The sequence below is a fragment of the Paenibacillus lautus NBRC 15380 genome, from assembly GCF_004000945.1.
Lineage (GTDB): Bacteria > Bacillota > Bacilli > Paenibacillales > Paenibacillaceae > Paenibacillus_AQ > Paenibacillus_AQ lautus.
Genome location: NZ_BIMF01000013.1, coordinates 156,189 through 179,492, shown reverse-complemented (window position 1 = coordinate 179,492; position 23,304 = coordinate 156,189). Strand labels below are relative to the sequence as shown.

Sequence of the window (23,304 nt, the reverse complement as noted above, 5' to 3'; positions counted from 1 at the left end):
TCCTACGAAACTTCTATTTAATCTTCCGGTATATTTTCTCCACCCGGTCCAGCGTCTCATAAGCTTCACTATAATTCGTAAAGTGTATGGACTCTTTAGAACCCAGTACGAGAATACCAAAATGGCTTAGACTCTCGTGAAATAATCCGTGTACGTGATCCCGCAGCTGATCATTAAAATAAATCATGACATTCCGGCAAAAGATCACATTAAACTCGTTAAAGGAACGGTCTGTTGCCAAATTATGCTCGGCAAATATCATATTTTTCTTCAAAAACGGTTGGAAAATAACCGAATTGTACTTCGCCGTATAGTATTCGGAGAACGAGCGGGTACCGCCCGCCTCCATATAATTCTTGGTATATTGCTTCATGCGTTTGATGTCGAATACGCCTTCCTTGGCCTGCTGGAGAGAACGTGAGTTCATGTCTGTCGCATAAATCCGGGACTTCTCATACAGTCCCTCTTCATGAAGCAAAATGGCCATGGAATACACTTCTTCTCCGGTCGAACAACCGGCATGCCAAATCCGTATATAAGGATACGTTCGAAGCAATGGAACTACCGACTGCCTGAATGTCAGGAATAGCTTCGGATCCCTGAACATTTCCGTAACCGGAATCGATAGATTATATATGAGCCGTTCAAAACAAGAACGATCGTGAAGTACTTTATCCTGAAGGGCTGAGATTGTGGATACGCCCTCGGCATGAACATGGTGCCAGATTCTCCGCCTCAATGAGGGAATAGCGTAATTGCGAAAATCGTAACCATAGAATCGATGAATACCTTCCAAAAGAAGCTCAATCTCGATCTGTTCCAGCTCACGTTCGCTTTCCTCTGTCAACAACAGTTGTTCTGATTCCATATGGTCACTAGATGACATTACGCTTGCACCGCTTTCCCCGTGTTTATTTGCTACTTGTACTTTACCCACAAAAGCGGCTTACGAATACAACCAAACCCTCATAAGCGAAAGAAGTTGCTCCGTTTGTATCGGCTTCTTCATATAATCGGAAGCTCCTGCTTCAATACATTTCGCGCGATCCTCTTTCATGGCTTTGGCTGTGAGGGCAATAATCGGCAGTTTCTCGAATTCCGGCATTTCGCGTAAACGTCGCATCGCCTCATAACCGTCCATCTCCGGCATCATCATATCCATTAACACCAGATCGAAATCGGGATTATCCTGAAGCAGCTCAATGGCTTCCCGGCCGTTCTCAGCAAAGGTAACTTCCATATGGTATCCCTCCAGCACGCTGGAGAGAGCAAACACGTTGCGGATATCATCGTCCACCAGCAGAATCTTCTTGCCTTCAAACAGCTCTTCCTTGTTGTGCAGCTTCTGCAGGATTTTACGTTTATCTTCCGGCAAATCAGCCTCGACCCGATGGAGGAACAGCGTCGTTTCATCCAAAAGCCGCTCTGGTGATTTCACGTCTTTGATGATGATCGACTCCGCATATTTACGAAGCTGCATCTCTTCCTTCGAATCCAGATCCTTGCCTGTATAAATAATGATCGGCAGATCCACCAGATTCTCGTCATCGCGAATCTGATCCAGCAGCTCAAAGCCTGTCATGTCCGTCAGCATCAGATCAAGCACCATACAGTCATAGCGCTGTTTACGCAGCTCACTGAGCGCTTCGGCGCCTGTGGATGCCGCCGTAATCGATACATCGTCATGACCAATCAATTCAATAATGGAATTGCGCTGAATGTCGTCATCCTCGACAATCAGAAGATGCTTCATCGATTTTTCCGCATAGGATTCGATATGCGTAAACGCGTCCTCCAGCGCTTCTCTGGATGACGGCTTCTTCAAGTAAGCGATCGCTCCCATCATTAATCCTTGCTTCACTTCATCCACGACCGAAATGACATGCACTGGAATGTGGCGCGTAACCGCAGAGCTCTTCAGCTCGCCCATGACGGACCAGCCGTCAATAACCGGAAGCTGGATATCCAGGATGATGGCATCCGGTTTGTACGACTTGGCCATCTCCAGACCGATATCCCCCTGCAATGCAACCAAGGCCTTGAAGCCGCGCCCTCTGGCCATATCCAGAAGGATTCTGGCAAACTTCACGTCATCCTCAATGATAAGCAAGACTTTGTCTGTCGGTCCGAGCTGGTTGCGATCATCATCCACCTGTACGGATGGCTGAACCTCTTTTGTAATCATTTTTGCCTTCGGTACGATCAGATTACTCTCCGGTGGTGCCTCAATTGTTGCGGCTGCTTCCTGTGTTCCTTCTACCAGATCCGGATGACTGGCTGGCAGGAAGAGTGTGAAGCAGCTTCCCTTGCCTTCTTCCGATTCAACCAGAATGCCCCCGCCCAGCAGACGGGAAAGCTCGCGGCTGATGGATAAACCAAGCCCGGTTCCCCCGTATTTACGGCTGGTTGTGCCGTCTACCTGCTGGAAGGCTTCAAAGATCAGATCCGTTTTATCAGCCGGGATACCGATTCCGGTATCTCTGACAGCAAAGGCCACGTAATCCGCTTCGGCATTCAGATAAAGAGGAAGTTTCTCCTTGTCGGCCTTCTCTATATGCAGCTCGACAGAGCCGCTATTGGTAAACTTGAAGGCATTCGACAACAGATTACGAAGAATTTGCTTCACGCGATGGCTGTCCGTTACAATGCTCTGCGGAATATTTTCACCAATGTGCACACCCAGGTCAATATGCTTGTGTGATGCCACAGCGGCAAAATTCTGCTCCACAAAGGCTTCAATATCCGGAAGCTGAACATCCTCATAATTAATCTCCATCTTCCCTGCATCCACTTTGGACAGATCTAGAATCTCATCGATCATTTTGAGCAGATCGGAGCCCGACATGTATATGGTCTGTGCATATTCAATTTGCTTATTGCTCAGATTTCCATCCTTATTCTCCGACAACAGCTGTGATAAGATCAGCAGACTGTTAAGCGGGGTCCGCAGCTCGTGGGACATATTGGCCATGAACTCCGACTTATATTTGGTTGTAATCGAAAGCTGCTTTGATTGCTGCTCAAGCTGCATTCTCGCCTTCTCGATCTCATCGTTCTTTTCTTCCACTTCCTGCACCTGTTCCTCTAGTGCACGCGTCTTGGCAACAAGCTCGGTATTGTAATGCTCCAACTCTTCCTGCTGGCGCTGCAGCAAGTCCTCGGAACGCTTGAGGGCATTGGTTTGCTCCTCCAGGTTTTCGTTGGTGCGGCGAAGCTCTTCTTGCTGGGTCTGCAGCTCTTCCGATTGAACCTGAAGTTCTTCGGTCATGGCCTGCGATTCACGCAGCAGCTGCTCCACCCGCAGACGGCCTGTAATATTATTCAGAAGGATGCCAAGAGATTGACTCAGCTGAGACAATAGCTGCTCCTGCAGTGATGTTGTTTCTTCAAAGGCTGCCAACTCAACAACACCCAACACTTCATTCTCAAACAGAATTGGATAGATCATGACGGATACCGGCTTCGATGATCCCCAAGCGGATTCCACCTTCATGTAATCCTCCGGCGCGCTTTTCAGTACGATCGGTTTCTTGTCGAGCGCAACTTGACCTACAAGTCCTTCCCCGATCATGAAGGAAATCTTCGGCTCTTCGCCGCCTTCATGGGCGTAGGAACCTTTCATCTCCAACTTATTCGGATGTTTGTCTTCTTGACGGATATAGATAGCTCCATAATGAGCACCCAAAATCGGCGTGAATTCGCTGATAAACCGTTGACCGACTTCCTCCAGGGAATTGATCCCCTCCAGCAGCTCCGTGACCCTGGCCATATTCGAGTTCAGCCAGGACTGATCACGCTGCGCCTGGAGATAGGTTTCCTCGATACGCTGCTTCTCGATAATGTCTTCAGACAGGTCTTTAAATACTCGAGCCACATCGCCAAACTCATCCTTGGACGTCACTTTAATACGACGGATCGCCTTCAATCTGCCTTCTCCAAAGCTCTTCAACATCATGGAGACCACGTTGATGCCCCGGGTAATGCTTGGAAGAATCCATAGAATGACCAGCATTCCTATTAACAATCCGCCAGCCATGATATAGATAAACATTTGGACAGAGCGGTCATATGCCGCTTTCGCTGCTGATATATCATCATTGATCTTCTGGTTCTCGTAGCTGCTAAGCTCGTTCAAACTCATCAGCATCTCTTCCTGGACAGATTGTCCGGTCGAATTGCGAAGCAAATTGGCCTCTGTTGCGTTGCTCTTCGCCAACAGCTCCAGTGTCTTGTTTTGATAAACGATATATTGACTCACCGCACGCTCAATCCGGACTAACAATTGCTGCTCTTCAGCTGTATTTGCACTTTCTTTGATCGCTTTAAAATACGCTTGAGCTCGTGTTGTCATCGTTTCCAGTTCCTGTTCGGACACAGCATACGTGGACTGGTCATTGCTCAATATCATATTCGTAAGCTCTCGGGCCATATCGTTGACTTCTCCGCGCATTGCGCTTGAGTTTCGTACCTTTTGATAGCGATCCTGATAGATCTGGTCCATCTGGTCGTTCATATAACTGATTCGGTCATAACCAATCAAGGTCAGAACCAGCATGAGCGCCAGCAAAGTCGTAAAACCAATGACTAACTTGCTCCTAAGCTTCATTGATTGGTTTCCTCTCCTTTTTTAAGAGATATCCAAACCAGGCATTTATCGTCCTCTCGCTCCTGCGATGGATCATCCACAAAATATTGCTCCTTCATTTCATCTTCTCTCCAATGATGAGGGCCGCCCAAATGCTCCTTCAAATAATCCAGCTTCTCGTCATGACCACCCTCTACCAGTTCGAGCAGGCCATCCGTATACATGACCAAATGTCCTTCTCCTTCATATTGAAAGCTTCTAGGCTCCATGTCTTCGATCCGATCGAATAACCCAACTGGGCAGCAGCCTTGATCCAAGGTCATCACATCCCCGCTTTCCTGAAAGAAGAGCGCCGGAGGATGCCCTGCGTTGACGTAATCCACCCGCTTCAAACGGGTGTCTACAACAAGATAGATCGCTGTAAAATAGTACTGTATCAGTTGTTCGCCGAGGTTTAACTGATTGAACCTGCGGTTCAATTCCTGAACCACCTTCTCCGGTTCGACATAAGTCGTCACCGTGTCCTTCAGAACTGAAGCGATGAACATGCAAAATAGGGACGAAGTAATCCCGTGTCCCATCATATCCAGCAAAATCACGCCATAACGTCCATCACCAAGCGGGTACCATGCATACAAATCTCCCGCAAGCTCCGCCGAGGGCTGGTACAGCGCATGAATCTCGACCTGATCATCTTCAATTGGTGAGCTCAATACGGCATTCTGAACCATGGCCGCAAGCTTCAATTCGGCCTGGACCCGCTGTTCTCTCTCAATATGCCAGTCTTTCTCATGCTTCAACCGGAGCGCCAGGCGAATCCGTGCCATAAGCTCAACCTTGTTGATCGGCTTCGTCACATAATCGACGGCTCCGGCATCCAGCGCTTCCGCCAGCTTCTTGGAATCCCCGACGGCCGTGACCATTATGATCGGTATATCTTTCAAATGCTCATATTGCTGTACAATACGGCAAGCTTCTATTCCATCCATCTCAGGCATCATCATGTCGAGCAGAATCAGATCGATATCCGCTCTCTTGGGATGCAGCTCTTGGCTGCGATCGCCAATCCCCAAATGTTCCAGCATTTCCAGGGCTGAAGATGCAGATAGAGTATTCTGATAGTTTTCCTTTTTTAAGATTTCTCGGATAATAATGACGTTAGTCGGATTGTCATCTACGATTAGTATTCTCATTGCCCTCTCCCTTAACGTTACGGATTATACGATAGAAATCCTTTTCCTACTATTATACTATAATAACCCTCTGATCAATTGCCATAGAAAAAGGATCTGCATCTTGAATCTTCCACTTTTATTAGCTTTATGGAACATTCTTTTAAAACATAGATAAGGAATGAGACGTCAAAAGTCTCATTCCTTATCTATGTTTTAAGTCCTATAACGCCTACCCTCGATACTGTCATAAAGCTGAGCTCTCATTGCTATATCATCAATCTTTTTTAGCGATAACAAGTACTTTGCCTAGATCCAGCTGTTTCTCATAGAATCCAGCCTCGGCCTCCGTGAAGCCAAGCGATACGATTTTGGCGCGGAGCTCATCGCCGCGGGACCGGAACAAATTCGCAAAGGCATCAAACACGCCTTCTTCCTTGATGCCTACGTTATTGGCATCGGATGCATCCACGATCCGGCTTGTCTTGTCCGAATCATGAGCCAATACATAAATCCGATCATGATCGTAACCGGACTGCCGCAGGTTCTGCACCTCCTGAACCGCTTGTGTACCATTCTCAACGACTTTGGCATATGACTTCGTATTGGTAAATTCCATTGTGAAAACCTCCCCTAATAGTATAAAACCTCGATTTAGGTTATAGTCCATTTGTTATTAACCTTATTTCTTAAGGTTGAAACAAATTCAGTCGCTATAATCGAAAAATAAATCAATTCCTGCAATTTCGCCGGAGTCCCGGTCAATAAATACCTTAAGCGCTTGATGGTTCTCAAGGTACACATCCCCGTCCTCCGCTTTAAAATACGGCTTTCCCAGAGATGCCCTAATTTGATCGATTGTCATACCTATACGCTGGTCTTCAACCTGAAAGGATACGGCAGAGGGTTTCACATGAACATATTCCGTGTAGCCGTTGCGGACCCCAACCTCCATATCTTTGTAAACCAGCTTGGTAATTCCGGTCAGCTCTTCATGCTCAATTCGAGCCGGCGTTCCCAGCTTCCGAATGACATCGTGCTTGTTATCCGTTAGCGAAATCCCGTTTAAAGTTCCATAGCTCTCCGTAGAGTTGTCGCTGGTTTGTGCTTGTCCAACATCCGAAGCGGCATGAATTATAGGCGGTGGCGACATCCCGGCAGAAGGCTGCGGCTCTGCCACAGCACCCCCACCTCCGGAGTAAATCAAGAGCCCTACCATCAACAGTGCGACATTCCACATGCGACCTCCTCCTTTCTTCAGCTGTCAGAGCTATACCCGGGTTTAGCTTTCTTACGTTTATCTGGCTTTTTGGCGACGGAAGCTGTTCCACAGACCAACCGCTGTATCCACGTAGGCTAACCAGTTCCGACCGCGTGACTTTTCTTCCGCTTCCGTATTCTGATATACCGCATCATAAGACTGGAACGTACGATCCTGGGCCGTCAAAGGCACTTCCATACGGGCAGGCTGCTCTTTCTTCTGCTCCATCCGGGATTGCTTAAAGCGGCTAACCATGCCGGAGGATACCTGCTTCACCGCATAGGTGACCTCGCTTAAAGCTTCTCCCAGATTCTTGACGGTATCCAGTACCGGATCGATCTGTCTCATCTTATGCTGAACGTCCACCGTAATATCGTTCGTATTCCGGATGGTCTGCTTCACTTCATAAGTCAATTCGTCCACCGTCTTTTGAACATCCTGAAGGGTTTCGGTTACCTTTTCGAGCGATTGTGTCGCAGCCTTTAATGTCTTGATTAAAAAGAAAACCAGAACCGCAAATGCTACGGCAATAATGGCAACACTGATTTGGGTTAGCATACGTTGTCCCTCACTTTCAAGTATGTTGGTTTCGGATACGCAATAGTTACCCTATCCCCCAGTCCACGAAACAAAGAGATGCCTGCCAATAATGCCATTGTCCTACAGCTTGTTTCATCCCCTGCCGCCCCGGTTAAAGAACACTACGAAGGGCGCTGTTGGCAACGGCTAAGCGGCTCCCTACCGAGCTTCAAATTGGATATGTGCCGCTTCTTGGAGCATCATGAGACTACATGCCTATGTCCAATAAAATCGATGAAGAAAGCAGGGTGAATAGGATGTTAAAATGGTCCGTAATTTTTCTAGTAGTTGCACTGATTGCAGGGATCTTTGGCTTCTTCGGCATCGTTGAGGCTGCAGCCGGTATCGCGAAGGTGCTGTTCTTCATCTTCGTTGTCCTGTTTGTAATCTCTCTCTTTACCGGACGCAGACGAAGTATGTGACGCTGTCACATACTAAAGCCCATGCATTGTATATACACAAAAGAAATGAAAAAAAGGGTGTCCCCCGTTTGATAAACGGATAGGACACCCTTTTTTTGCGCTGTGCAACATTGGATCGGGTTATACGTTCGTTGCTGCAGCCTCCTGATTTCCTGAGGTTTTCGGCTCTTCCGCCGGCTTAGTCTTCTTGATAAAGAAAGCCAGGATCAAGGAAGCAACGCTGATCCATGTGGCAATAACAAAGGCATAGTTAATGCCATAAATGGTTGCTTCATTACCCAGCTTAAGCAGGTCGGCCTGATTCTTCGGATCAAATAGTCCCGATTGCATCAGGGCTTCCCCTTTGCTCTCTGCCTGGGTTGACATTACGGTAACAAGAATTGCCGTTCCGATCGAGCCGGAAACCATGCGGAGTGTATTCGACATGGCCGTACCGTGGGCGTTCAAGCTTCGCGGCAGCTGATTTAGTCCGGCCGTTTGGATCGGCATCATGAGCATCGACATACCGAACATCCGGGCCGTATAAATGATCATGATGTGGCTGTAAGACATGGTTTCGGTCAGATTGCTGAACTCCCACGTCGTAATGACCGTAATCGCCAGACCGATAACAGCCAGCCATCTTGCGCCAACCTTATCGAAGATCGCTCCCGTAATCGGTGACATGATCCCCATCAGAATAGCACCGGGAAGCATAAGAAGCCCTGATTCCACCGGTGTAAATCCACGAAGCTGCTGCAGATAAATGGGCAGCAGGATCATGCCAGCATACATCGCCATCGTGACAATGACATTGATTAGGGTAGTCAACGTAAACATGTTGTATTTGAATATCCGGAATTCCAGCATCGGATTGTCAGTCTTCATCTCCCGCCATACAAACAGGATGAGGGCAATCGTTCCGACCACTAGGGTTGTAACAACCGGCGTGCTGGACCAACCGTCATTCCCGGCATCACTGAAGCCGTACAGCAAACCGCCAAAGCCCAAGGTGGACAAAATGATGGCGATCATGTCCAGCTTCGGCCGGCTGACCTCGGTAACATTTTTCAGGAAGAAAACCCCGATTAGTGTAGCAATGATTGAGAAAGGCAAGATCATGTAGAATAATACACGCCAATCATAGTGCTCCACAATATAGCCTGAAAGCGTTGGTCCGATAGCAGGAGCAAATATCATGGCGATCCCCATCATCCCCATCGCCTTGCCGCGGTTCTCAATAGGGAAAATGTTCAGAAATACAACGGTCATAAGCGGCATCAAAATGCCTGCACCAGCAGCCTGAACGAGGCGTCCGGTAAGCAGAAACGCGAAATTGGGGCTGATGGCACACAGCAAGGTGCCAATCGTAAACAGCGTCATCGCACTGATGAACAGCTGCCTTGTCGAGAAACGCGCGATCAGATAAGCGGTAACGGGGATCAAGACCCCGTTCACCAGCATAAAGCCTGTGGTCAGCCACTGGGCTACTGTCGGTTTAATGCTCAAATTTTCCATGATGCTCGGCAGAGCAACATTCATCAATGTCTGATTAAGAATGGCGACAAAAGCGCCAATCATAAGTGCAGCAATGATAGGGCCTTTCTTAACAGGCTCGCCGGGGCGAGCAACGGTATGGGTACTCATGTGCAGCCTTCACTCTCTTTCTAAGTAAAATCATACATATAGCATGTTTGTTCTATGTGGACATCTGACCTTGGATAAATTCAACATTCGTCATAATTTTGCGATACAGGACACTCAACTGCTTAACCTCTTCGTCCGTTAGAAAACCGTATAACAAATGGCTCAACTCGGCGCGTTTATTGGCCAGCTGCTCGATCAGATCGCGCCCAAGCGGCGTAATCTCCAGATGGATGACCCTACGGTCGGCTGTATCCCTTATTCGGCGAGCGAATCCGCCCTCGATCAATTTATCGGATATGCCAGTAACCGCCCCGCATGTTACATGAATGGAATCAGCCAGGTCCGACAATCTCAAAGCTCCCTGTTCATGAAGCATCTCCAAGGCGGTATACTGGGTTCTGCCTAGTTTAGGAAACCCCTCCTTCTGCCACTCATGATGCACTGTCCGAACCATCTTCTTAAATAGCATCTCCAACTCCAGAATTTCATTCCGCATGGACATGTATTTTTTACACTCCTTTAAAAGGTCCAGCACTCCTTCAATAGAAACCAACCTACTCGCCTCTATATACTTTAGTACTAAAACATTTATTTCTAAACATTTACTGATTATAGTGGGGGATAATTGTAGTGTCAATGTTTACATATATATTTTTTTCATAGTTTTTTTCTGAAAATAATGACTTTTCTCTTGAAAAACACAAAAAAAGACCCAGACTTGGTTTCCTTGTCTGAGTCTTTAGCCGATTCCCTTGCTTTTCACTTAAACAGCGACGGAATGGACATCCAATCCATCGTGAAGTTCAATTCCAAGCCATCGGACAGAAACTTCACATTTTTCACAGTTACCAAATCCGGTAAATAGTCCTTGAGCGAAATTTGGATCGGCTCCAGTCGGAACATATTCAAAGGGATCTCAACCCCCCGGATCGTTGTCGATTCATGCGTCAAGTGAAGATGGCTTCCCTCGGCCGACATTTGAAAGCGCAGCACAGCGCCAAAGGGAAGGATCCCCCATTGCCCATTCATATGGGCCGTCATCGTGGTACCATTCATCAAAAAATCGGCGCCTGTAATATCGACGCCCAGGTCATGGGTGCTCATATATTTTACCATGTTCTTCTTGCTGAGTTCCCCGACTTCTTCTGTGCTCAGCAGCATACGGGTATCCCGGTTTGACACCATGGTCATCAACTTGTCCTTGAAATCAACGGAACGGTAGCGCATGTCCAGAGATTGCGTAGGATAAACAAACCAGACTAACGCACCGATAATCACAAGCAGAAGGACAAATATACCCAACAGGAAACGTCCGGCTCTTTTTTTTCGACGCACCATTCAAAGTCCCTCCTCCCATAGGATATCCTTACAGCAACAAGGCTTTTCCCATCTCCAAAGTATATAGGAATCCTTGAAGCTTGTCACGATTTGAGAAATGTACCCAACTTTCTTGGTTCAAAACATCCAAATCGTGGTTATTACGATAATGTCAAATCATACTTCGGTCCCAAGGAGGAATTATTCCATGAAAAAAACACTAAGCATTACCGCAGCCCTAGCACTCACCCTGTCCCTGACCGCCGTCGCAAGCGCAGACCCGATTAACGGGACGGTATCCGAAACTTCAGGGACGGTAACTGAAACTTCAGGACCGGCTCCAATCTCGACGACAGACCCTATTATCAAACCGGAAGAAGTCGTGTTGGTGCCTACACCTATGATCGAGATTGCGGAAAGAACCTACTTCTATAACGCTCCAAACGGCGAGAAGCTTGGTGCCTTGGCTTCGCAAAAAATCGACACAACCGGTAATCGAACGGGTGTCGTGCTTGGCGGGGAATGGGTTGAAGTTTATACATGGCTCGGTAAAGCTTGGATTTATGTACATTAATCATGTATGACTGCCGGACTTCATGATTCTTCATGTATCCTTGCAGGTTAAATGGCAGGTCAAGATGAACTTGGCCTGCCATTTGTATTTGTACCCATCGGTTTCCCTAGGACGATTCCTTAGGCTCCACGTGAATGTGGACGCTCATAATATTGTGAATCTTCTCCATCTGTTCTTCGATACGGTCACTGATCTGATGCCCCTCCAGAACACTGATATCCGGGTCTACCTCGATGACAACGTCCACCAGTACATGATTGCCGTGAATTCGGGCCTTCATGTCCTTAATCCCCTCGACACCGGGCGTACGGGCAATCGTACTACGCAAGTCCGACAAACGATTTTCATCAAAACCGTCCGTTAAACTATAGGTGCAATCCCTGAATATTTCCCAAGCCGTTTTGCAAATAATGACACCAACCGCTACCGCTGCTACGGTATCCAGCCAGGGCAGGCCGAACTGTGCGCCAATAATACCAACAGCTGCCCCCACACTAACGAGTGCGTCCGATAAGTTATCCTTGGCTGCGGCCATGAGTGCCTGGTTATCGATTCGCTGCGCGAGGTTCCGATTGTACCTGTACACGCCAAGCATCGCAACGGCACAGACACCGGCTACGCCGGCAGACCATAAATTCGGTATTTCCTTGGAACCTTCAAAAAATGAACGAACGGCTTCAACCAGCACTTGGATACCAACGACCGCCATGATAAATGAAGCAACCAAAGCCGCAATCGTCTCCGCTCTTAAATGCCCGTACGCATGGTCGGAATCCGGCGGTTTCTGGGAAATTCGCAGTCCGATCAATACGGCGAGCGATGCCACGATATCCGTCAGGTTGTTAAAACCGTCGGCAAGCAAAGCACTGGATGCGAATAAGTAACCGCAGAATATTTTAAAAGATGACAACACGAGGTAGGCGGCAATGCTGATCCAAGCCCCGCGTTCCCCTTGTTTGATGTTATCATAGGCATTCACTTTACACGTCTCTCCTTTGCTTGTCTTTCACAGCCGTCAAGCGATATCCATCATTATCCATATTTAATCCTAGCAAAGGTCATTCGTGTGGGTCCAGAGAAACATAATTGCTTCGGTCAAAGAACCATGGACGTAGAAAATGGTATTAATCATTGTTACCCTTGCCGGACGATTTAAAAACGAATAAAATGAGGACAAGCGAACACAAAGAGGAGGGTGATACTATGCCCGAGAATAATAATGAATCACGTAAAGTGAATTTGGCCGATGCGATCCGGCAAAAGCTGGAACAAAAGAAACAGCAAAATTCATCCGCGAACAAGCCCGGACAATTCCAGGCCGGTTCAGCGCAAAAAATGAAAAGCCAAAACAATAAAAAACCAAACAACCAGCGTCGTCGTACAGGCGGTTCGTAGAAGAGCCAGTTTCGTGCATAACGCAAAAAATGCTGCACCTTCTATACTTGGAAGGTGCAGCATTTTTTAAATGGATCGGGCGAAGATGACAGCTCACGCCATCATCTTCGCCGCATCCTAATTTCTTAAGCTTCAACCGGGTACATGCTTTCGCGGAGTCCCTTGATCTCTTCACTCTCAAGATACTCGTCATAACTCATGCTGCGGTCGATGATGCCATTTGGCGTAATCTCGATAATACGGTTGGCAATCGTCTGAATGAACTGATGGTCATGCGAGGTGAACAGAATCGTTCCGTCGAAATCGATCAGACCATTGTTGAGTGCCGTAATGGATTCGAGATCCAAGTGGTTCGTCGGCTCATCGAAGATCAGCACGTTCGCGCCGTTCAGCATCATTTTGGCCAGCATGCAGCGAACCTTCTCGCCCCCGGACAATACGCTTGCTTTCTTCAGCGCTTCCTCACCCGAGAACAGCATCCGGCCAAGGAATCCGCGCAAGAATGTCTCATCTTGATCCTTGGAATATTGACGCAGCCATTCCACAAGATTGATATCTACACCGTCAAAATAAGCAGAGTTGTCTTTCGGGAAATACGCCTGGGTGGTTGTTACCCCCCAGCTGTATTCACCGGCATCCGCTTCGGTTTCACCGGTTATAATCTGGAACAGCGTCGTTTTCGGCATACCGTTCGGTCCAACAAACGCGATTTTGTCGCCTTTGTTTACAACAAAGCTGATATGATCCAGAACCTTTTCTCCATCCATCGATTTGGTGATGCCATCAACCGTAAGCAGCTGCTTGCCCGCTTCGCGTTCAGGCTTAAAGTGGAGAAACGGATATTTACGGTTCGAAGGACGAAGATCCTCCAACGTAATTTTATCGAGCTGTTTCTTACGGGAAGTCGCCTGCTTCGATTTGGAAGCATTCGCCGAGAAGCGTTGAATAAATGCCTGCAATTCCTTGATCTTCTCTTCCTTTTTCTTGTTGGCATCCCGTTGAAGTTCAAGCGCCAGCTTACTGGATTCATACCAGAAGTCGTAGTTGCCGACATACAGCTGGATTTTACCGAAGTCGATATCCGCAATATGCGTACACACCTTGTTCAGGAAGTGACGGTCATGGGATACCACGATAACGGTGCCTTCATAATCCATGAGGAAGTTCTCGAGCCACTGAATCGATTCCAGGTCCAAGTGGTTGGTAGGCTCATCGAGCAGCAGGTTATGCGGCCGGCCGAACAATGCTTGCGCCAAGAGAACGCGTACCTTCTCGTTGCCGCTCAGCTCCGACATTTTCTTATCGTGCAGCTCGCGTGGAATGCCGAGACCGATCAGGAGCGCTGCCGCATCCGGTTCTGCATCCCATCCGTTCAGCTCTGCGAATTCGCCTTCCAGCTCACCCGCACGCATGCCGTCTTCTTCGGAGAAATCGGATTTCGCATACAGCGCATCCTTCTCTTTCATAATGGTATACAGTCGGGAATGACCCATAATTACCGTCTCCAGGACTGGATACTGGTCGTATTCATAGTGGTTCTGCTTCAGAACCGCCATCCTTTCATTCGGTGTCATATGGACCTCGCCTTGGTTCGGTTCAATCTCACCGGAGAGGATTTTTAGAAATGTAGACTTACCCGCCCCGTTGGCGCCGATGAGGCCGTAGCAGTTGCCCGGGGTGAATTTTATATTGACATCTTCAAATAGTGCTCGTTTGCCATAGCGGAGCGTTACGCCGCTTGTACTGATCATTAAGCATTACCATCCTTTATCACTATTGGTTTCAGCACATTATAGCATAAGTACGACGGTTATCGAAGCATCCGGACGATATAAAACGGTTTTAAACAAATATAACCTCCTTCGTGCCCCCAATTCTCAAGGCAATTGCGCAGGAGGCCGACGATCAAAACTACTTTTTCAGATTTAATAGAAAAAGAAGCTTTTCTATTAATGAAAGAAACCAGTCGGGAGCAACAGGAAAAGGGCCCGAAAGGTTATATGACCTTTCGGGCCTCTTTTGGCAGTCTATGGTGTATGGTGTTTGGAATCGTTTGTACGTTTCGGTTACGATGTCACGCTTCTCCGCTCAGGCTGAACCTTGAAGGTCTCTCCGTATTTTAATACGCGAATCCGCTCCTTGGCGATCCCCAGCCGCTGGCGTTCCGCTTCCATCCGGTCCAGCGCTTCTCTGGCCGTATCGTCTGCCAGCTTGAAGGTGCCGTAATGCATCGGAATCATCGTCTCGGCCTTCACATCCTGGAATGCCTGCAGCGCCTCTTCCGGATTGACGTGCTGCGATGTCATGAACCATTCCGGTTCATATGCACCGATGGGCATCAGTGCAAGGTGAATATTGAAGCGTTCTCCGATCAGCTTAAAGCCCTCGAAATATCCGCTGTCTCCGGCAAAATACAAATTCGGCGGAAGCAGGCGGGTCCCATCCTCCGCGACAGGTTCGTTAATGCATGGCGATTCATCGGAAGAATCCGAATCCGTCTTCGCATCCTGCAGCACGGGCTCCATTACGAATCCTCCCCAATGGGATGTATTCGTGTCAAACGGCGTACGCCGAGTCCAATGCTGTGTCGGCACGAAGGAGAATTTCACGCCCTTGATGGTTGCGGATTCCCACCACTGCAGTTCGATCACGCGGCGAAAGCCTTTGTTGATCATTTTGCGACGCAGACCAACCGGTACGAGGATCGTGGTGTCCGCACGGTACAGCCTACGGATCGAGGCAACATGCATATGGTCATAGTGGGAATGCGAAATCAAAATGACATCGATCGGGGGGATCTCATGAATGGGAAGTCCAGGCTCTCCAAGGCGCTTATTAAACCCCATTCTCCGCGCCCATACGGGATCAGTCACGATGTTCAAGCCTTCATATTGGATGAAGAACGTAGCGTGCCCGATCCAGGTAACGGAGGTTTCGTGCCGGTTGCTATGCAAATACTGAAGATCCGGCGTCAGGTTCGGAATGCAGTAGGAATAATCCTTCTTCTTCTGACGACGTTCGTCGCGCCACTGCTTGAATTGTTTAAGTGTTTTATCCGTGCTGACGTTATCGATATTGTTATAGCGAATTTTTGGCATGCAGCCTCCTCCTTCCATTACCCTGTATTTTACCCCGTATTGACCTCTCCGCTCAACTTTGCGTTTGTTGTTCTTTTTACACCGAATGATTATTGGCGAAACAACCCGTATTGCCTTTGTCCAGACTCAATCCGATGGATCTTTATACTTGACGACGTAGATCGCCATAAAGGCTACGGCAGCCAGTACGGTGAGCAGCGGTGCTATGAAAATACCGAAGTCCTCCACTTGCCTCACCCCTTCTTCGCGGATTTACCGCGAATATAGTTCGCATCGAACAGAAACAATCGCATCAGCAGGATCAGGGAAGGAACCAATACGCAGAATCCCAGGATAAATGCGGTAATCAAAGCGATCGCCATCGTATCGTTGGTAATACTCTCGTGAATGTGGATGTAATCATAGAGAATATACGGCAGATGCGAGCGTCCATACCCATACCAGGCAAAGGCAAATTGGAGCATGACCATGATAAAAGCGATGCCGAGCCGGATTCGTTTCCATACGAGGTACACCGCAATGACAAAGCAGATGAACGACGCGATAAACATCCATGCGATATCCAGCATCTGCTGAAAATGCACCGGATTCTGATGGTTGATCTGGAAAAACGCAAAAACCGAAGCCAGGATCGTCGGTCCGCTCCACCCCAGCGCATAACCCCGGACCACGCCGAACGCTACCTCATCCCCGGCACGCTGCGCGTAATAGGACAGGAACATCGCCGAGATGTACAGAACGCTCACAAGCGCAAGCAGGATGACCGACCACGTGTACGGGTTCGTGAAGAATGTATACCAATGAAGCTCCACCTTGCCGTTGTCCATATAGATAATGCCGCCTTCCGAGATGGCCAATATCGTCGACAACGCGGCAGGGATGAGCAGCCCCGTTGCCCCGTAGAGCCCCATATACACAATATTGTTCCCGGTCTGGCTGCCATACGTGTGATAGGCGTAGTAAGCGCCGCGGATCGCCAGCAGCACAAGGGCCAAGCTCCCCGGCACAAGCAGTGCGGTACCATAATAATACGCAGCATCCGGAAAGAATCCGACAAGTCCGACCACAAAAAAGATCAGGAATACGTTGGTCACTTCCCAGACGGGAGATAAATATCGCTGGATGATGTTATGAATCTTGTTCTCGTGTCCGGTGAGCACGCTGTAATAGCTGAAAAATCCGGCACCAAAATCAATCGAGGCCACCAGCAAATAGCCAAACAGAAATGTCCACAGCACGGTTATTGCCACCATTGCATAGCTCATTTGCGGTCTCCCCCTTCGATTTCGAGTCCCAGCAGCCGGATTTCCTCTTCGGCGCTTTTATTCCGGAACAATTGGCTCAGCACGCGGATCGCGGATACGGATAGCACCAGATACAGGATAATAAACAACACCAGCATCCAGCCGACGCTTGATGAAGTGGTTGCCGCATCCGATACCTTCATGTATCCCCGCACGATCCACGGCTGCCTTCCGATCTCGGCAAGGAACCAGCCCAGCCATATGGCTGACATCGATAGAGGCCCTAAAGCCAATATACTGAGCAGCAGCCATTTTGGATAAGGCCTTTTGCCAGGAAGTTTCTTGCGAAACATATATAAAAGCGGAATCAGAACGATCACGGCGCCGCTGGTCACCTTCAAATCGAAAAAATAATGCACCGACATCGGCGGCCTCTCATTCTCCGGAAATTCATTCAGGCCAACGACCTCCGTGCTGGGGCTGTTCCCCGCCAATATGCTAAGCGCATAGGGAATCTTCAATGCATACTTAATCTCGTTGTTCTCATCCAGGAAGCCGCCGTAAATGAGCGGGGCTTGTGTCATCGTCTCAAAATGCCACTCGGCCGCCGCCAGCTTCTCGGGCTGGTATTTGGCCAGAAACTTGCCGGAGAAATCCCCGATCATCACGGTGGCCACAGCAAAAACAAAGGTGGACACGACAGTGAGCTTCAGCGCTTTTTTAAAGTAGATGTGCCTGCTTCCCCGCAATATACTGAAAGCGGCTATGCTGGCCAGCGCAGCGGCACTGGTCGTAAACGCAGACGCCAGCACATGGCTTACCTTGGTCGGCGTCGCCGGATTGAACATGGCCACGAACGGATTTACATTCGTAAATACCCCATCCACCAGCTCGAAGCCCTGGGGCTGATTCATAAAAGCATTCATGCTCGTGATAAAGAACGCTGACGCGGAGGAGCCGATCGCTACGGGGATCAGCAGCAGTAAATGGGTCCATTTATTTTTGAATCGATCCCATGTATAGAGATAAATGCCAAGAAAGATCGCCTCCACAAAAAAAGCAAAGGTTTCCATGAACAGCGGCAGCGCAATGGCTTTACCGGCTACGCGCATAAAGGTGGGCCATAACAAGCTGAGCTGCAGGCCGATGGCGGTACCTGTCACGACGCCGACGGCCACCGTAATCACGTATCCCCGCGCCCAGCGCCGGGCGAGCAAGGTATAATGGTTATCTCCTGTCCGAATCCCCCTCCATTCCGCCAGAGCCAGCATAATCGGAATCCCAACACCGATGGTTGCCAGAACAATATGTACAAACAGGGTCAAACCGGTCAGTATCCGGCTCATCAGTACGGGGTCCAATGAAGACATCAGATTCACTCCTCGGTTTCTTTATCCAAAATATTGCATATAGCGCAGATACCCTTTCACGGCGCCGTATAGCATAATGGCCGCAACAACAAAGCATAGAATCGCAAGCTTTCGCTCCTGCTTCCTGTGCATCCGTTAGCCAAGCCTCCTTTATGTATTTCAGCCCTTCTGCAGAGGAGCGGCCCTTCAACACATAACTCTTTGAAGAACATAAATGGCATATATCCAATCATTATCAGTTTTACAAACCTTTCCTCTTTTTATCCAAAGTCCGGTCATTTTGTTTGAATCCTTGCCATGATGTTTTTTCCTGCATGGAAAAGAGGTACAATAAGAGGATAAGGAGGCGAGATAAACCCATGAAAATTACATTTATTGAACCAACCCCGAGCCCGAACTCCATGATGCTTCACCTTGACGAAACCCTGGAGTCCGGGATTCGCAGAACATATACACTAGACAACGAACGGTCGGCTCCCCCCTGGATCAGGCAGCTGCTCCATATCCCGGGCGTAAAGAGCGTCTTTCATACCCTTGATTTCATCGCGCTCGACCGTAAAGGTAACGCCGATTGGCCTTCCATCCTAGGTGCCGTTCAGGAAATATTCGGTCAGGAGGGGCTTGCCGCCGGGCTCCAAGAAGGTGCGGATGACATCGCTTTTGGAGAGGCTCAAGTGTTCGTGCAATATTTCCGGAATATTCCGATGCAAATTCGTGTCAAAAGCGGGAATCAGGAAGAACGCATCGGCCTGTCGGAGCGCTTCGCCAAAGCGGTAGCCGCGGTGGGAACCACGACGCTCATCAAGGAGCGCAAGCTCAAGGAGTACGGCGTGCGCTACGGCCAGCTGGAAGACATCGCCCGTGACGTAGAGCAGGAGCTTGAAGCTGCCTTCCCGCAGGAGCGCCTCGATAAGGTTGTTGCCCAGGCGATTGCCCACGGTGCCAGCGACGAGGATTTCGTTGAGCAGCGCCGGAAGCTGACCGACGAGGAAACCGAAGCCGCGCTGCAGGATGAGGACTGGCGCGTCCGTTATGCCGCGCTGGATGCACTGGAGCCATCGGAGAAACATATTCCGCTTCTCCGCAAAGCGCTTCGGGATCCGAAGATGCAGATCCGCCGGCTCGTCGTCGTGTACTTGGGCGATCTTCGCACCCCTGAAGCGATGGAGCTCCTATATGAGGCCATGCGTGACGAAACACCGGCCGTTCGCCGTACCGCAGGCGATACGCTGTCCGATATCGGCGATGCTGCCGCTACCCCGGTCATGATCGAATCGCTCAAAGACAGCAGCAAGATCGTACGCTGGCGTGCAGCACGTTTCCTGTATGAAGTAGGTACCGAGGAAGCCCGCTCCGCCCTGGAGGAAGCTGCCAATGATCCGGAATTCGAGGTTAGTCTGCAGGCACGAATGGCACTGGAGCGCATCGAATCCGGCGAAGAAGCGGCCGGAACCGTCTGGCAGCAAATGGCCAAACGGAATCAATCGTAATCGCATCAGCGGGACTACTTAGAACCGTTAAATTTAACCATTGCTTCTGACATGGGATGTGATTTATACTAGGACTCTCTTGTTAGAATTGAATATACAGATAGCCTCATCATTCCAAGATGAGGTAGAGGTTGCAGACATGATTAGTAGTTGTGCCGAGGCGAAGAGAAGCCGGTGAAGCACAGTGAAAGGCATGAATGCCGAAGTGCAGGGTATACTCTTGTATCCTGTGCTGGGGCCGTTGTCGAAAGAGACGGAACTGTCACGGGGATTCCCCGTGTTGTGCTATCTTCATGGAGGGTATGATGCGGATACGATAAAGACCGCAGGTATAGACCTGCGGTCTTTTTGTTCTAACAGGGTATATTTTAAATATCATTTCTTAATGCATAGAAGGAGTGTTCGATCTTGAATCGCAAAAAAGCACCAGCTGCTTCGCTGAAGCAGAGCTTTAAAGCTCGTCATATGACCATGATCGCCCTTGGCGGATCGATCGGTACCGGCCTGTTCCTGGCAAGCGGAACGGCCATCGCCTCCGCCGGCCCAGGCGGAGCGCTTATCGCCTATGCCGCGGTTGGCCTCATGGTTTACTTTCTGATGACCAGCCTGGGCGAGCTCGCTACGTATCTTCCGGACTCCGGCTCATTCAGCACCTACGCTTCCCGGTTTGTTAGCCCTGCCTTCGGATTTGCCGTCGGCTGGAACTTCTGGTACAACTGGGCCGTTACCATCGCCGCCGAGCTCGCGGCAGCGACGGTTATTATTAAATTCTGGTTCCCGGACAGCCCGTCATTCCTGTGGAGTCTTCTGTTCCTGGCGATTATGTTCGGCTTAAACGTTCTCTCCGCCAAAGGATACGGCGAATCGGAATATTGGTTTGCTATCATTAAGGTGGCAACCGTCATTATCTTCCTTATCATCGGTGTCATGATGATATTCGGTATTCTTGGCGGTGAAGCCGTTGGATTCAGCAACTTTAACCTAGGCGACGGGCCGGTACACGGCGGATTCTTCGCACTGGTCGGCGTGTTTATGGCTGCAGGCTTCTCCTTCCAGGGAACCGAGCTGATCGGGGTCGCGGCCGGCGAGAGCGAAAATCCGAGAAAACATGTCCCTAAAGCCATCCGTCAGGTGTTCTGGCGCATTCTGATCTTCTATATTTTTGCTATTTTTGTCATCGGCATGCTGATCCCTTACACCCACCCCAGCTTGCTTCAATCCGGGGTCGATAATATCGGAGTCAGCCCCTTCACGCTGGTGTTTGAGAAGGCCGGGCTTGCCTTTGCCGCTTCCGTCATGAATGCCGTAATTCTAAGCTCCGTGCTGTCGGCAGGCAACTCGGGGATGTATGCCTCAACCCGTGTCCTGTATGCCATGGCGAAGCAGGGCATGGCTCCAAAATGGCTCAGCCGCCTGAACAGCCGCGGCGTACCGGTTGCGGCTCTGATCGTAACCTCCGCCGTAGGTATGCTGGCCTTCCTGGCCTCTTTCTTCGGCGATGGCGTCGTGTACGTGTGGCTCCTGAACGCCTCCGGGATGTGCGGATTCATTAACTGGCTGGCGATTGCGGTGAGTCATTACCGCTTCCGCAAAGCCTACGTTGCCCAAGGCAAGGACCTGAAGGATCTTCCGTTCCGTGCACGCTGGTTCCCCTTCGGTCCTATCTTCGCCTTCCTGCTCTGTCTTGTTGCTATTATCGGTCAAGGCAATTTCAGCGGGGAGATCGATTGGTTAACGATCATTGCCACGTATGTCAGCATTCCCTTGTTCCTCTCCATCTGGTTCGGCTACCGCTTGATGAAGAAGAGCCGCATCGTGCCATTGGACGAATGCGATTTGAGCACAAACGTCAAATAATAATAACCAGTCATACCAAAAGCAGCTTCCCTCCCATACTTGGGAACGGAAGCTGCTTTTTTGTGATTCGGACATATTACCAGATGATCTGCACTCTGAGATCATCGGTGTTCTCAAACGCATGGTGATAGTATTTGATGGAGCCGAGATTGCTCTTCATCTGCAATTGCTGGAGCACATTTACAAGCTCTCGCTCACTGCCGTCAAACCGGAACACCAGCTTCTGGCTGCCTTCAGCCTTTGCAGCTTTCACCAATGGTTGGAGCTGTTTGTAGGAGCTGACGATGGAACGGGCATCATAGAGCTGATATTCCAGATCCCGTTTCAATTGTTCGTATACTCCGGCCCTCGAACGATCCTTCACGGCTAGCCCTGCCAGCGTGTTGCGGTAAAGGGTGCTCGCCTTCGGATAGGATTTCACCCAGCTATGATCCCGGCCCATCTGTTCATCCGTCCGGAGGTAGTACGTATAGGATACCTCGTTGTCGCGATCCGGCACGGGATCGTTCCACGTCGTGTCCAGATGATACCATTTGCCGTCCAGAAGGACCAGATTCCAGGCATGGAGCTGGCCCTTCGGATTGTCGGAGGCATAAGCCGTACCCTCCACGATTTTGTTCTGGATCCCGGCTTCCTTCAGCAGTTTATGCGTTAACAGAGAATAGCCCTGGCATACCGTGCTTCCGGTGTAAAGCCCGTCATAGGCCGTATATTTCGTAAGCGTGGTATCGTATTTCAAGTTCCGGACAACCCAATCGTGGATGGCTTTCACCTTCTCATGATCATTCATGCCCGGCTTGATGATCTGCTTCAAAATGCTGTCGGCATTCTGGTTCACATAGTTCGTCTGCTCCGCAGTCTCGCGGTAACTCAACCGAACGGTGACATTGGCGGAACTGGATGTCCCACGATAGTCGTAGCTATAACTAGCGATGGTGTAGTGAATATAGGGGTCACTGGCCATCGCCTGATCAAGTGCATCTTTAAGCTGCGATTTCAGCGATTGGGTCTCGCCCTGGTAAACAAAACGCACCGTCGATTGCCTGTCGCTCATCGCTGTCAGCAGTTTCTGCTGAATCCCATTGACCGACTTCACGACCGCTTTGTTGGAGGTGGCATAGACATCACTGAGATTAGCTGGTTCAGGTACTGCTGCAACGGTTACCGCCAAAGACCCTATGAACAGTAATTTAACGATCGTTCCTCGGCTTCGTTTCATCGGTACACCCGCCCTTCATCTTCCTCATCCGTATTGTAACACATAACATCAGGGCTTAAGGGTTCTAGTTTTGTCGACCGGGCACGAATATCAAA

Annotated in this window: 21 protein-coding genes and 1 riboswitch; of the genes, 5 read left to right on the top strand and 16 right to left on the bottom strand. The window is 49.3% G+C overall.

The features are described 5' to 3' along the window. Positions 1-13: 13 nt before the first annotated feature. The 6 genes from PLA01S_RS21420 to PLA01S_RS21395 form a co-directional block, all read right to left on the bottom strand. Positions 14-868, bottom strand: coding sequence for a CheR family methyltransferase (locus PLA01S_RS21420; protein ID WP_371860449.1), 855 nt, complete (start codon positions 866-868; stop codon positions 14-16). Between the two features lie 78 nt (positions 869-946). Further along, positions 947-4,606, bottom strand: coding sequence for a response regulator (locus PLA01S_RS21415; RefSeq protein ID WP_127593948.1), 3,660 nt, complete (start codon positions 4,604-4,606; stop codon positions 947-949). Further along, positions 4,603-5,778, bottom strand: a complete 1,176-nt coding sequence (locus PLA01S_RS21410) for a PP2C family protein-serine/threonine phosphatase (RefSeq protein ID WP_127593947.1) — start codon at positions 5,776-5,778, stop codon at positions 4,603-4,605. Before PLA01S_RS21410 ends, PLA01S_RS21415 begins: the two co-directional genes overlap by 4 nt. A 256-nt stretch (positions 5,779-6,034) precedes the next feature. After that, a complete protein-coding gene (locus tag PLA01S_RS21405) occupies positions 6,035-6,376 on the bottom strand; it encodes a YflT domain-containing protein (protein ID WP_071219613.1) in 342 nt (113 codons plus the stop codon). An 87-nt stretch (positions 6,377-6,463) separates the two neighbouring features. Next, on the bottom strand, positions 6,464-6,997 hold the full coding sequence (locus PLA01S_RS21400; protein WP_127593946.1) for a hypothetical protein: 534 nt from the start codon (positions 6,995-6,997) through the stop codon (positions 6,464-6,466). Between the two features lie 57 nt (positions 6,998-7,054). After that, positions 7,055-7,576 carry a DUF948 domain-containing protein gene (locus tag PLA01S_RS21395; RefSeq protein WP_127593945.1) on the bottom strand — a complete coding sequence of 174 codons (522 nt, stop codon included), beginning with the start codon at positions 7,574-7,576 and terminating at the stop codon, positions 7,055-7,057. Positions 7,577-7,854: 278 nt separating this feature from the next. Here PLA01S_RS21395 and PLA01S_RS21390 point away from each other — a divergent pair, with 278 nt between their 5' ends. Then, positions 7,855-8,019, top strand: a complete 165-nt coding sequence (locus PLA01S_RS21390; RefSeq protein ID WP_082341766.1) for a DUF1328 domain-containing protein — start codon at positions 7,855-7,857, stop codon at positions 8,017-8,019. Between the two features lie 120 nt (positions 8,020-8,139). Here PLA01S_RS21390 and PLA01S_RS21385 read toward each other — a convergent pair whose 3' ends face one another. From PLA01S_RS21385 to PLA01S_RS21375, 3 genes are all read right to left on the bottom strand, one after another. Next, positions 8,140-9,645: a DHA2 family efflux MFS transporter permease subunit gene (locus PLA01S_RS21385; protein WP_127593944.1), complete on the bottom strand. Its 1,506-nt coding sequence runs from the start codon at positions 9,643-9,645 to the stop codon at positions 8,140-8,142. Positions 9,646-9,697: 52 nt separating this feature from the next. After that, positions 9,698-10,147, bottom strand: a complete 450-nt coding sequence (locus PLA01S_RS21380) for a MarR family transcriptional regulator (protein ID WP_100541488.1) — start codon at positions 10,145-10,147, stop codon at positions 9,698-9,700. Between the two features lie 257 nt (positions 10,148-10,404). Next, entirely contained in the window at positions 10,405-10,983 is a 579-nt protein-coding gene (locus PLA01S_RS21375; RefSeq protein ID WP_127593943.1) for a hypothetical protein, read from the bottom strand. Between the two features lie 187 nt (positions 10,984-11,170). Between PLA01S_RS21375 and PLA01S_RS21370 the strand changes: the two genes are divergently transcribed. Then, on the top strand, positions 11,171-11,536 hold the full coding sequence (locus PLA01S_RS21370) for a hypothetical protein (RefSeq protein WP_127593942.1): 366 nt from the start codon (positions 11,171-11,173) through the stop codon (positions 11,534-11,536). A 106-nt stretch (positions 11,537-11,642) separates the two neighbouring features. On the opposite strand, the gene PLA01S_RS21365 is transcribed toward PLA01S_RS21370, so the two are convergent. Next, on the bottom strand, positions 11,643-12,515 hold the full coding sequence (locus PLA01S_RS21365) for a cation diffusion facilitator family transporter (protein WP_127593941.1): 873 nt from the start codon (positions 12,513-12,515) through the stop codon (positions 11,643-11,645). Positions 12,516-12,739: 224 nt separating this feature from the next. On the opposite strand from PLA01S_RS21365, the gene PLA01S_RS21360 reads away from it, so the two are divergent. Beyond that, positions 12,740-12,931, top strand: a complete 192-nt coding sequence (locus PLA01S_RS21360; RefSeq protein ID WP_076325415.1) for a hypothetical protein — start codon at positions 12,740-12,742, stop codon at positions 12,929-12,931. Between the two features lie 125 nt (positions 12,932-13,056). On the opposite strand, the gene PLA01S_RS21355 is transcribed toward PLA01S_RS21360, so the two are convergent. The 5 genes from PLA01S_RS21355 to PLA01S_RS21340 form a co-directional block, all read right to left on the bottom strand. Further along, entirely contained in the window at positions 13,057-14,682 is a 1,626-nt protein-coding gene (locus PLA01S_RS21355) for an ABC-F family ATP-binding cassette domain-containing protein (protein WP_127593940.1), read from the bottom strand. 315 nt (positions 14,683-14,997) lie between these two features. After that, positions 14,998-16,029 carry an MBL fold metallo-hydrolase gene (locus PLA01S_RS21350; RefSeq protein WP_127593939.1) on the bottom strand — a complete coding sequence of 344 codons (1,032 nt, stop codon included), beginning with the start codon at positions 16,027-16,029 and terminating at the stop codon, positions 14,998-15,000. Positions 16,030-16,155: 126 nt separating this feature from the next. Continuing rightward, positions 16,156-16,257: a cytochrome bd oxidase small subunit CydS family protein gene (gene cydS / locus PLA01S_RS33195; protein WP_015737491.1), complete on the bottom strand. Its 102-nt coding sequence runs from the start codon at positions 16,255-16,257 to the stop codon at positions 16,156-16,158. A 5-nt stretch (positions 16,258-16,262) separates the two neighbouring features. Continuing rightward, the gene (locus tag PLA01S_RS21345; protein WP_100541481.1) at positions 16,263-17,294 is read right to left on the bottom strand and encodes a cytochrome d ubiquinol oxidase subunit II; all 1,032 of its coding nucleotides are present in this window, start codon (positions 17,292-17,294) and stop codon (positions 16,263-16,265) included. Further along, on the bottom strand, positions 17,291-18,643 hold the full coding sequence (locus tag PLA01S_RS21340) for a cytochrome ubiquinol oxidase subunit I (RefSeq protein ID WP_127593938.1): 1,353 nt from the start codon (positions 18,641-18,643) through the stop codon (positions 17,291-17,293). Before PLA01S_RS21340 ends, PLA01S_RS21345 begins: the two co-directional genes overlap by 4 nt. Positions 18,644-19,002: 359 nt before the next feature. Here PLA01S_RS21340 and PLA01S_RS21335 point away from each other — a divergent pair, with 359 nt between their 5' ends. Beyond that, positions 19,003-20,133 carry a virulence factor gene (locus PLA01S_RS21335; protein ID WP_100541479.1) on the top strand — a complete coding sequence of 377 codons (1,131 nt, stop codon included), beginning with the start codon at positions 19,003-19,005 and terminating at the stop codon, positions 20,131-20,133. Positions 20,134-20,250: 117 nt separating this feature from the next. Then, positions 20,251-20,429: riboswitch (Lysine riboswitch) on the top strand. Positions 20,430-20,598: 169 nt separating this feature from the next. After that, positions 20,599-21,990 (top strand): amino acid permease, encoded by a 1,392-nt coding sequence (locus tag PLA01S_RS21330; protein ID WP_246059737.1) that lies wholly within the window; start codon positions 20,599-20,601, stop codon positions 21,988-21,990. A 76-nt stretch (positions 21,991-22,066) separates the two neighbouring features. On the opposite strand, the gene PLA01S_RS21325 is transcribed toward PLA01S_RS21330, so the two are convergent. Then, positions 22,067-23,209: a transglutaminase domain-containing protein gene (locus PLA01S_RS21325; RefSeq protein ID WP_127593936.1), complete on the bottom strand. Its 1,143-nt coding sequence runs from the start codon at positions 23,207-23,209 to the stop codon at positions 22,067-22,069. Between the last annotated feature and the right edge of the window lie 95 nt (positions 23,210-23,304).